Source organism: Pseudomonadota bacterium (assembly GCA_008501635.1).
Taxonomy (GTDB): domain Bacteria; phylum Pseudomonadota; class Gammaproteobacteria; order QQUJ01; family QQUJ01; genus QQUJ01.
Genome location: QQUJ01000029.1, coordinates 155629 through 167581, shown reverse-complemented (window position 1 = coordinate 167581; position 11953 = coordinate 155629). Strand labels below are relative to the sequence as shown.

At 53.9% G+C, this 11953-nt stretch carries 7 protein-coding genes and 1 pseudogene; 2 read left to right on the top strand and 6 right to left on the bottom strand.

All coding sequences use genetic code 11. From position 1 onward, the window contains the following. Nucleotides 1-249: 249 nt before the first annotated feature. Nucleotides 250-1209, bottom strand: a complete 960-nt coding sequence (locus tag DWQ09_17265; GenBank protein ID KAA3626423.1) for a response regulator — start codon at nt 1207-1209, stop codon at nt 250-252. 755 nt (nt 1210-1964) lie between these two features. On the opposite strand from DWQ09_17265, the gene DWQ09_17260 reads away from it, so the two are divergent. Next, nucleotides 1965-4388, top strand: a complete 2424-nt coding sequence (locus tag DWQ09_17260; protein ID KAA3626437.1) for a glycyl radical protein — start codon at nt 1965-1967, stop codon at nt 4386-4388. A gap of 155 nt (nt 4389-4543) precedes the next feature. Further along, on the top strand, nt 4544-5461 hold the full coding sequence (locus DWQ09_17255) for a glycyl-radical enzyme activating protein (GenBank protein KAA3626422.1): 918 nt from the start codon (nt 4544-4546) through the stop codon (nt 5459-5461). Between the two features lie 368 nt (nt 5462-5829). On the opposite strand, the gene DWQ09_17250 is transcribed toward DWQ09_17255, so the two are convergent. From DWQ09_17250 to DWQ09_17230, 5 genes and pseudogenes are all read right to left on the bottom strand, one after another. After that, complete coding sequence (locus DWQ09_17250) at nt 5830-6810, bottom strand: nitronate monooxygenase (GenBank protein ID KAA3626421.1); 981 nt, start codon at nt 6808-6810, stop codon at nt 5830-5832. 114 nt (nt 6811-6924) lie between these two features. Beyond that, the gene (locus tag DWQ09_17245) at nt 6925-7833 is read right to left on the bottom strand and encodes a DMT family transporter (protein ID KAA3626436.1); all 909 of its coding nucleotides are present in this window, start codon (nt 7831-7833) and stop codon (nt 6925-6927) included. 467 nt (nt 7834-8300) lie between these two features. Further along, nucleotides 8301-8675, bottom strand: a pseudogene (locus DWQ09_17240) (hypothetical protein). A gap of 477 nt (nt 8676-9152) precedes the next feature. Continuing rightward, a complete protein-coding gene (locus tag DWQ09_17235) occupies nt 9153-10580 on the bottom strand; it encodes an AsmA family protein (protein ID KAA3626420.1) in 1428 nt (475 codons plus the stop codon). A gap of 1045 nt (nt 10581-11625) precedes the next feature. Beyond that, nucleotides 11626-11817 (bottom strand): hypothetical protein, encoded by a 192-nt coding sequence (locus DWQ09_17230; GenBank protein KAA3626419.1) that lies wholly within the window; start codon nt 11815-11817, stop codon nt 11626-11628. Nucleotides 11818-11953: the final 136 nt, after the last annotated feature.

Sequence of the window (11953 nt, the reverse complement as noted above, 5' to 3'; positions counted from 1 at the left end):
ATGCCTTGTTTGTACTGAGTGCATTGACCAATCTGTACCTGGCGCGGCGACGATTGCGATGCCCGACATAGGATTGGTGCGCCTGATAAACCGCAACGGCGCACAAAACGGCTAGAAAACGGCCCATATTGAGCCGAATACTGCCTGCAAACGCTCCTTATGATGAAAAACACAAACATATTGAATCGGCCGTGCTGGTTTGCATCACTTATTCAGACGTTCCCTAAGGATACACCAGAGCTGACTTCGTTATTTCAAACCAAGACAGTGTGACAAAACATCTGATGCGGTGTCTGCATTAAGGGGTTTTAATACAAACCCTTGTATACCCAACGCCGTGCATTTATCAATGACAGCACTATCCGTAACAGAGGTCAGCATGACGATAGGGACTTCTTTATTTGTTTCTCTGATTTTAGCGAGAGCGTCATCACCATTCATTTTATTCATGACGATATCCATAAACACAAAGGCCGGTGAGTCAGCGGTAATTTTTTCTACTGCCTCATCGCCATCTCCCGCCTCACTAATGTTGTTATACCCCATTTTTCCAAGGTAACGGCGTAATGCTTTACGAATAAGCGGAGAATCATCCGCTAATAGTATGTTCTCTTCTTTTGCTAAAGGAGTGGCCAGTGATTTAATCTTGGGTAGTGCAGCCTCATCCGTTGACATCAATGATTCAATTGCAGTATCAGCGTTGGCTTTTCGAATTAGCAAATTAAAGAAATAACGGCCAACATTATCAATGTGAACCGGCACGGTGATAATAGTAACGACATCCTTTAAAAACTTTTCCATGTCATCAAGATTCAAAACCATTTCGGGTGCAGAGAATCTAAAACTAAGATTATGTTTTGCCAGCTTATCGGTAGCCCGTCCGATAATCGTGTTACCCCATTCAGCCAATGCGCTGGATAAATCCTGATTCATTTTGCCGGTATCGGCTGCCTTCTCCCCGGCAAGCCCAGTAAAGACCTGTGCACCAATCTCTAATGCCGTCTCTTCATAGTGATGCATCAAGATAACTCCTTCGAGTTCACCCTGCATTTGTGAACAAATGGCATATCCTTTGAAGCGAAAGCCTTCAACATTATCTTCGAAGGCATCACCAGCCTTGCCTTGAAGGCTTGTCATGGTCGATAAGCTGGCAATCGATTCTTTAATAAACGGATGAAGTATGACTTTATGAATGGTTTCTACTGACATATTGGAATCCTCATAAACCGGATATATTGATACCAGAACCTATCTCGAAATCTCCCTCCCATGCGATGTTGCGGCTCACTCTTTGGGAGTGATCCAACCGCGATCACCGCGCCTGGCGCTGAAACCACGAACGACCGGCACAGCTCGCGTGGGATTTTGAGATGGGTTCTATGTAGATTCAGGTCTTTACTTCGGTAGATAGGGATAAAACTTGAGTAGATTGTGCGAATAAAGAGGATGGTCGTCAGCAGAATAAAACGCATGCTATTCAGCAGAGCCCGCGAAGTGGAGTGACTGGAGATCGCGCAAGTACCGCAACCAATGCATAGCGACCACCGACTGTTGAAAAGGCGGTTTGTGCTGCCTCTACGTCCCAAGTCAGGCAATAGCCAAATATGGGATTATTACTGACTATTTCAGAGCGGCGGTAACAGCTATTTTTCTATGTATTTCAGTGCATTGACAGGATCTATGCTGTGTGTTTCGTCCCGCACCGTTGCGATAAGGGCTGTGGGAAAACTACTCCAACGAAAAATCTCCGTTTTTATGACCAGCACAGATTTCGAAGAAAAAACTATGTTTCTGTTTCTTATCTCCAGCGCCAATTAGGCGCATATTCTCCATTAGCACTGAGCCAAATTGGCAACCTATCGACTGTTTACTCTTGGGATGAACAACGGCTGCCTGTTGGTTTGGAGGAGGGACAAAAAAAAGAGGAACACACCGGCATAACCAAGATTATTGGGGGCAAGGCAATGCATGGATCAACACAATTAGCCACTAAAAAAATCCCGGATCTAAGCCATATCAACCGCGTTAGCCGATTGCAGAAGCTGCTGCAACAATACAACGAAGCGGCTCCCAGCATATGCATAGAGCGCGCTCTTGCCTTCACCAGATCTCACAAAAAGACGGAAGGGCAAGCTCTGATCCTAAGACGGGCAAAAAGCTTTCGTGAGGTATGCGAAACTATCCCGGTGACGATTTTCGAGCACGAACTCATTGTTGGAACACCCGGTGCAATGCAGCGTCCCGGTTCTCTCTGCCCCGAGATTTCATGTAATTGGTTGGAGGGGGAGCTAGACACGATCGGTACACGTGCCGGTGATCCTTACGAGATGACAGAGCAGCAGAAGAAGTTATTGAAGGAAGAGGTTTTTCCGTATTGGCGGGGGAAATCACTGGAAGAACTTGTCTTGTCGCGGTTGCCTGATGAAACTAAGAAGATTGGTGTGGACACCGGCATTCTCGATTCGGAAATAAAATGGAGGGGCGGTGTCGCCGAGATCACGCCTGAATACGAAGACATGATCTTCAGATATGGTTTCAAGGGCGTAAGGGCAGAGGCGGAAAGTTGCCTAGAGGCTTTAGAGCCGACTTGCCCCGAGAATTTGAAAAAAATTCAGTTCTATGAGGCGATGGTGGAGGTGTGCCAAGGCATTATAGCCCTGGGTCACCGATACGCCGATAAAGCAGCAGAGATGGCCCAGACTGAACAGGATGAAATTAGACGGATCGAATTGGAAGGCATCAGCGAGGTTTGTCGCGCGGTACCAGAAAATCCACCCCGCAGTTTTCGGGAAGCCCTTCAAATGGTTTGGTTCGTCCAGATTGGCTGCGTTTTATCGGAGAGCGGTCCAGCCTTTAATCTAGGACGCTTCGATCAGTACATGCACCCGTACTATGAGGAAGACACGGAAAAAGGTGTCATCATCGAAGAAGACGCATTGGAACTTCTCGAATGCTTTTGGGTTAAGCTGGCGGAGTGGGTTTGGCTTCTGCCGGAAAACGGCGCGAAGTACTATGGAGGCTATAATTCCTTCCAAAATCTGACTATTGGCGGCACAAAAAAAGATGGCAGCGACGCAACCAATGAACTTTCTTACCTGTGCCTGAAGGCTACTGAAGAGGTCAAGCTACCTCAGCCTGCGTTGAGCGCTCGGATACATAACGACACACCAGAAGAGTTTTTGCGAGCTGCTTGTAAGCTATCGAGGCTGGGAATGGGTTTTCCGGCTTTTCACAACGATCGAGTTGGCACTTCAATGATGATGTATGCCGGCCTGCCGCCCGAAGAGGCCAGGGACTGGAATTTGCTGGGTTGTGTCGTGCCCCACCATAGGAAGATAGGCGAATGGACTGACGCCGGGGCTTACAATATGGCTGCAGCCATAGAGTTCACACTCAATGACGGACGGAGCCGGTTGACTGGGGAACGGATGGGGCTACAAACCGGAGACCCCGTTAAGTTTAAAACGTTCGAAGAATTCAAGGATGCCTTCACCCTGCAACTAAGGAACATCTTGAAGCATGCCGTCATCTCGACGACCGTTGAGCAGGACATCCACTGGGATAACATGCCTCGACCGTTCGTTTCAGCCATTGTCGATGGCTGCATGGAGAGCGGTAAGGATATCGCTCAGGGTGGCGCAAAATTTAACGTTGGGCCGGGATGGGTGCTCGTAGGTTTAGCAGATACAGCTAATTCGTTAGCTGCCATCAAGAAGCTCGTCTACGACGATGAATCGCTAACGATGAACGCATTGTGCACGGCGCTTGATAGCAATTTCGATGGGCATGAAGAGATCCGTCAACTACTTCTTAAATGCCCGAAATATGGCAATGATAATCAATACGTCGATAAGTTTGCCGTAGAGATGGCGGACTTCGTGGACCGGGAGTTCAGAAAACATAAAGATAAACTCGGGAATCCCTTCCACAATGCCATCATGGGCCTTACCAATAACTTGCCAACAGGAAAAGTTTTGGGCGCCCTGCCCAGTGGAAGAAAAGCGACGGTTCCTCTAGCCGAGGGCTGCTCCCCTCATCCTGGCACAGATGTGAATGGGCCGACGGCATGCATGAGGTCATATGCAAAGATAAATCATGAGAACCAGCCGGGAGGTACTTTATTAAATCTTAAATTCACTCCCGCGGTTCTCCAGGGCGAAAAGGGCATAAGCGATCTTGCTAATTTAATCAGAGGATTTTTTGACCTCGGCGGATACCACTGTCAGTTCAACGTAATTGACGTCGAGACCTTGCGTGATGCGCAAAACAACCCGGAAAGATACCGTGATCTGGTTGTGAGAGTGGCTGGGTATAGCGCAAGGTTCGTCTCTTTGTCGCAAGAAGTGCAGGAAGAGATAATTCGGCGGACTACGAACTACAATATGTAGACATCTCTTGACTACCAATTGCCTGCCCTCTGGATTGAGGTCCATGGAATGTGCGTCCTTGTGCGGATAGCTGCCCGACTTCGCCTTGAGGCCCATGGGAGCAAGCATCAAATCATGAGCCTTGGCGTGAAGGGCGACGCAATGAATGAGATTCAATGAGCGGCGTTGTTCTCGACCTCCAGAGATGGTCCATCCACGATGGTCCCGGAGCACGGACGGTAGTTTTCCTGAAAGGTTGTCCTCTGCAGTGTCAATGGTGCTGCAATCCCGAATCTCAATGTAAGGCCCCAGAAATTGCCATTTTCCCACAGAACTGTATAGGTTGCGGGCGTTGTGCAGCGACCTGTCCAGATCAGGTCGCCAGGCCGTCTAGCGAAGGTGGATTCACGGATAGAGGCCTTTGTAGTCGGTGTGGGAAATGCGTGGAAGCTTGTGTATCTGGCGCTCGAGAATGGATGGGTGAAGAAGTCGCAGCCGGCGAAGTGATGAAAACCGTGCAGCGTGACATGGCTTTCTACAGAAGATCCGGAGGAGGAGTAACGTTTTCGGGTGGAGAGCCGTTGTGCCAACCGGACTTTCTTGAAATTCTATTAAAGAAGTGCGAGGCCCTGGGGTTAAATACGGCAATTGAAACTTGCGGCCATTTTAATTGGAGGAAGTGCAAAGACGTTATTAAACGAGCAGACCTAGTGTACCTGGATATAAAACACATGGACCCGGTCCGCCATCGGGAACTGACAGGAGTATCTAACGAGACTATCCTTCAGAACGCCATTAACATCGCGGCTGAGCACGTCCCCTTGATCATTAGAATTCCGGTGATCCCGTCCTTGAATGACAGTGTTGAAAACATAACTGCGACCGTCGAGTTTGCGCGCAGAAACTTAAGGGGCGCGAAAGGCATCGAATTCATGTCTTACCATACTTTGGGAAAAGAAAAGTATGCAGCGATAGGTCTAGATTACAAGCTTGAGCATATCAGAGTGCTCGATGACGAAGAAATGAATAATCTAAGAAAGCTTGTCGATTGTCCCCGCCAACCGAGTCTCGTCAATTGGCGCCCCGTCGCGTGAAAAGAATGTTGCCCGCTGTTGCTATGGTGTTTTTACCGCCAAATGTGTTCGTCAATTTGGACTCGCATGCCATCTCGTGTGAGACACACTTCAGGCCCGTGAGTAAGCCAGTCAGCGTTGGTAGTGTCCAGAATTTTTCGCACTTTCCTCGGCGGTGGGTCTGATGACTGGCCACAAAACCCGTACCTGCAATCCCGTTGCCGAGCTGGATTTAACAGCCCCGATGACATTCAGCAGTGCCCGCGAAGTGGAGTGACTGGAGATCGCGCAAGTACCGCAACCAATGCATAGCGACCACCGACTGTTGAAAAGGCGGTTTGTGCTGCCTCTACGCCGCCGCAGCCTGGCCGACTGCAGATTCGCGTAATTCAGCTTAGCGACGCGCCGCCATAAGCGGCAAGGCGCCCAACCGCCTCTGCCACCATGCGCTCGACGATGTCGGCCGCAGGCTCGATCGCGTGGATGAGGCCCGCGGCTTCGCCGAACCACACGCCGGTGTTTTCCGGATCGCCGTCAGCAAAAGCCTGGCGATAGCGCGGTCCCTCCACGGCGAGGCTCTTCTCCAGCAGCTCCTCGCGGCCATGCCAGCGATCGGTGAAGGCGTTGCGGCGGATGCGCGCGGTAAACCCGCGCGGCCAGGGCAGCTGCCGCGCGATGTCGGCCACCCGTGTGCGCAAGGTGCCGTCGCCGCCGGTTTCGACGATCGCATCGTGGTGGCCTTGTTTCACCAAGGCCTCCTGCGACGCCCACAGGCGCGTGCCCACCAGCACGCCGTCGGCGCCGAGCATCAACGCGCCAGCCAGACTGCGCCCGTCGGCGATGCCGCCCGCCGCGAGCAGCAGCGCGTCCGGGGAATTCCGGGCAAGAAAATCCGCGGCCTCCGGCACGAAGCTCAGCGTACCGCGCAAGGCACCATGTCCGCCGGCCTCGGCCCCCTGTGCGACGACCACATCGGCGCGTACATCCACAGCGTCCTCGACATGCGCCAGCCCCTGACACTGACAGATCAGGACCGCGCCGGCCGCGCGGATTTCGTCTACGAACGGCCGGGGATCGCCGAAGGACAGCATCACCGCGGCCGGACGATGCTTCAGCACGTCGGTCAACAGCGACGGCGACTTGCGCAGTGACCAGGTGATGAAGCCGACGCCTACTCTTGCGCCGCGCGCCGCTTCGAACTGCTCCCCGAGCCAGGTGGGGTCGCCGTATCCGCCGCCTATCAATCCCAGGCCGCCGGCACGGCTGACCGCCGCCGCGAGCGCGCCGCCGCCGGCGAAGGCCATCGGCGCCGAGACGATTGGATGCCGCAGATCCAGGGTTCGGGTAAGTCGGTTCGAAAGCGTAGTCATGATCTGCTCCTGCTGGCCTGCGTCCGCCTGTATATATCACACGGCCAGGCCGCGAGCGCCGGCCAGATTCCATGGACCGCGCAAACCGCGATTCTGACGCAATCCCATTCATGGTCAGACCCGCCGGCGCAGGCCGAGCATCATCACTGCGCCGACGACCAGCAAGGCCCCCGCGACCTGTACCGGCGCGATGGCCTGCCCCAGCAACGTCCACCCCAGCACCAGCGCGAACACCGGCTCCACGTTCATGATGGCCGAGTTGCCGACGACACCCAGGCGCGGCAATACGGTGAACATGATGGTGAATGCGGTGCCATACAGGAACGTCAGGGCGGCCAGCCCCCACCAGCCGGCAGGGGCCTGCGGGAAGTGAAAGCCACCCTGCACGGCCACGCTGGCCAGTGCGATCACACTGGCCAGCCCAAGCGTTGTGGCGGTGCGTACCCGGCCATCGATATCGGCCGCTTCATACTGAGTGAATACCAGCGCCGCACCAAAAGTAGCCGCAGCGGCCAGTGCGAACAACACCCCAACGCCGATGCGGCTCCACTGGGCGGCGGCGCCCAGCCCGGATGCCGCACCGAGCACATCGAGTGCCAGCGCCAGGCCCAGCAGGATCACCGGCATCGCCAACAGCACTGCACGCTCGGGCGGCTTGCGGTAGAGCAGCGACGCCCATAGCGCCGTCCACAACGGATACGTATTGAAGGCCAGCAGCGCCAGCGCGACAGGCAATCGCGCCACCGCCGAATAAAGGCAAAGGCTTTGCACGCCCACCAGCAAGCCGATGACCGGAAGAAACCGGCGATGGCGTGCATTAAAGGCGATCGGCACCCGCTGCAGGACCAGCAACAGAGCGATCACCAGAGTGGTGACGACGCTGCGGAACACCACGGCGGTGGCCACATCGACGCCATTGTTGAACGCGATCCGTGCCGCGACATGGTTGGCGCCCATCATCAGGGCAATCAGCATCAGAGTGGCGAATGCGCCGACCGTGAGTGCGCGGGTACCAACGTTCATCGTTTGGCGTCGGCCCAGCCCAGTCGAACGGGTCCTGGCAGCGCCCGCAAGCTTGTCATCGAATTTGGCCAGCGGGGCATTGATTTCGACGGCCAACCAGAGGTAACAGGCATCGTAGGCGGACAACCGGTAATGCACCATGAGCGGGATGACCTCCGTCTCTTCACTACGGTGCAGGTCGATCTCGATGTCCTTAAGCTGAGCGATACCATCTTCGACGATCTGCCCCGAGCCTTACCGGTTTTTCTTGGACCCAATTATGGACACCAATCTAATGCATTGGTCATCGTGCAGGAAGATAGTTTGACGCGGCCGTTGGCCTTGGTCGTACAACCCCTCACCCCCGGCCGCACTAGAAGGTCTCACCCAGTGTCCTGCCGATTGCCTTGGTCTGCCAATTCCTGGTGTCCCTGTTTAGGTTCAGGGCACCAGCAGGTTGTGTGGCCAGGACAGTGGCCCGGATTCCGTTGTCGCTGTTGCGCTGTAGATTTACCGTTGCGCGGGGTGAGGGGGAGGTAGTCGCGGAGTATGAGGGCCGTATATTCGCTCTTGTCGGTGCGCAGGTATTGAGATCTGGGTTGGAAGGTTGAGCGCCTGCCGATTGCAGGGGGTGCGGGTGAAACCGGGAGTGTGCCGTGGACGGACAATGTGCGTTCCAGTGACATTTCCGGCCCCTACGGTAGGCAACACAAAATCCAGCAGGCCCTTCTCCGTATTACTGATGGAGACGGCCAGCTGACGGTTTTCATTGCGGTGTTTGCGAGTGAGTGAGATGGTGGCTTTTCGTCGATGAGGCCGGCGGTATAAGCCGTTTCCGGTGGGCTTAACGGCTTCACGTCCACGGTGGGGTCCGGTGATTCCGTATACCTTGCACGGGAATAAAAAAACCCCTGACAGGAAGCCAGGGGTTTGTACTGGTGGAGGCGGCGTCCTTTTCATCTCCTTTAATATCAACAGGATGGTAGATAACAAGCCTGCAATACCCTCGCGAATACTCCCATGGAAGGCTGTTAGGAATTGATCGAGTAATACAGGTTCGTGGACGCAAACGACGGTAGCGGCACGAGCTTGGCTAATTGCTGCTGACCGATCAACATCACTCATTCAGTCTTACGCCCATCCGGGCAATCTGTCGCGGAGATCGAGCGGCCTCGCCACCCATTATTCTCCGGTCAATATCTTTTACCCGCTCGGGCGGGTGACGCAGGAGAGCTGTCGATCACATGCGTAGGTCGGGTAAGCGCAGTGAACTCAACAGGTCATTCGATGCTGCTGTAGTCCTACAAAAAAATTGCCCTGTCGGTTCCGTATAAACCCCCTTAATTCGGCGACTCTACCGAACCAGCGTAAAACACTTCGCATTCCCCACCCGGGAAGAGCCGCCCTACCTGCTTGAGCAACTTGACCACCGGTCCGGTGAGCGACTTGAGGGTGCTTGGCTTTTCAACCACCGGTTCCTTGAAGGCGCCATGTATTGTTTGCTGCGCCCTGATACAGCCCTGGGAGTCGATCAATGCCACAGTCACGGCATCGAACCGCTCGCTGACGAAATCGAGCCCACCCTGCAGGGCGACCCGGTTCTTGTCCGTTGCCATAGCCACGTCCTGCGACTGTGCTGCGCCGCCCTCGACTTTCCAGTCTGAAACGAGCGTCCTGATTTCACTGCGGCCCTCCGATCCTTGAAGGATGCTCGCAAAATTGTACCCTTTGGTGACCGTCAGGCCGACAGGCCCAGCAAAGAACAGGGCGCCCAGGTCCACGAGGTTGAAGGTCTGGCTGGATTCAAACCGAGCGAACTCCTGATCGAGGTCGCGGCCATAGAGGATGAGGTTCTTGCCACGCAGCGTGATCCGCCCCCGCATACTCCGCCTCAGTTTGTTCACGGTTTCTCCCTGTAGCGACAGGTCTGCGGAGAAGTCCATCGGCCCTTCTGCGGTTTTCTGTGTCGACAGGTTCTTGAGGAACTCCTCAATACGGAACTGTGAAAGCGAATAGCGAACATCATAAAGGGGAACAGCCCCCGTAAAATCCGCCCGCATACTCCCTGAACCTTGCCCGGCAAAGACCCGCATCGTCAGTGGTTTAAGTTCGAAGACCCCGCGCTGCCCGGTAACCGAAAGCTTCAAGTCGGATGCAGTGTAGTCCTTTGTCCGAACCTCCCCGCAGGCGAGTTCCGCTGCGAAGGAAAGGTTTCTCATGATTCCCGGGTGTTCCTTGACCGAAAGTTGAAGGCGACTCATATCCAGGTTGCAATCACCTGCCTCGAATCCATCCCCGGATTGCTTGCCCACGTAGCGGAGCGTCCCGTTTGAAAAAGATACTTTTGCCAGGATCAGATTGGGTAATGGTCCTTCGGCCTCCTCTGATTTCTCAAAGTTGTACTTACCGTCCCGGGCCTTCTCGATGGATATGCTCGGGTGTTCCACCACGATCTTCTTGATCCGAACCTCCTTTTGAAACAGAGGGAAGACGTCGATTCCAACCCTGGCCTCTCTTGCGTTGGCAACCTCCGTCCCCCGGTTGCGGATGTGCACGTCCTTGAGCGTGACAAATAGGTTCGGGAAGAGGCCGATTTCCAAACGGCCATCAATGTTGACTTTCATCCCGAGTGTGTCCGAGATCGTTGCTTCAAACCGGGGCTTATAAGCGTTGATATCCAAGAAAAATAGCAGCACGATCGCGATGAGGACAAGCAGTCCGACGAACACGCTGATCGTAAAGCTGATGATCGTAAGTGATTTTGACATTGCCCTGATCCAATCTCGCGCTAGATTTGCCGGCCTCCTTCACTGGCTTATAACAATTTGATCCGACGTGTTTGTGCACGACGAATCTTGCTCAGGTGTGCGCGTCATTGAGCAACCAGGCAAAGCCGGAAGTGGCTCCCCCCCGCCGCCACAACGACTGCCGGGGTCGGTTGTAAGTGATGGCGCATCCTTCGACTCTGCCAGCCAACTACGAACAGAAGCTTGCCGCGTGAAACTGGTTTCTGCGCGTATAACCGCAGCCGTACGGCGGGGCTAGCCGACGGCATCGTGATTACCCCCTTCACACAATCCGCCTGATAACGGCTGGCTCAGTCCAAATCCGACTAAGTGGCTGACTGGCTTCGGTTAGGGTGGGTCCCGGTTGGTATACCGGGATCCTGGAAGTGGTGGGGGCCGGGTCTTCTTCAATATCAATAGAAACAACATGCCATAAGCGCATGTTCGCCATGTGTCCCCACAAATACCCCCTCACGAGCCATTGGGAACCAATATACCGCGGGCCAGTAGTTTTCAGCATGTTGATTTGCAGCGAAATGTGACCCAAATTTTGCATTGAAGATTAGCCCGGTTTACTGAGCCGGAGTCAGGACGCCTCTAGGCAAGTGGTTTGATCCGGGTAGCACTTAATCACGTTGTATAATTTACGATGTTCACTTCTGAACCCATCCGGGAGGAAACAGGGGAAATCACAGGAATCGGCGGATTCATCATCCTGATCGCGGATTTCTATGCCATTGTGATGAATTTGCAAAGTTCGGCGCAGAGCGTCGAAAAGTTGACTTAGGCCCTGGTGGTATTTTTCTTTCCCCTGACCGGTCTCATCATCTGGTACGTTGCTGGACCCGGTAAAACACCGTTTTGAATCTATTGTCGGTCGACCACTGTGGAGCATTCTGTCGTGAATAACAGCGCGGCAGAGACGAGGTTCTTGTCGAATCGACCTCCGGCTTCGCATCATCGGTTGTTCTATTGCAGGTCATCGCTGTTATCGTTTGCCACCACACCTCCCGTATCGTCGACATTGCTAGCGGCCGATACGAATACTGCCCAGCGACCCCAGTACGCCGAAGGCCTGCAACAACCATACGACGACGACAATGACCACAACGATATTCAGTATATTCTTGATTTTCCGATCCATGGGGATATAGGTGTTGACGAGCCAAAGCAGTAGGCCAACGACGATCAAAACGACAACCAAGTTAATCAGGGGCATGGAGATCCTCCACCAAGTGCGTTGAGTCACGGGCAGCGCGCATGACTAAATTACTTAGGCATGAGTTGGTATTTCATTTTCTAACGCGGCCGCTATTGCACCCTTTGTGCGATAGGTCAACAGATGAATTGTCACC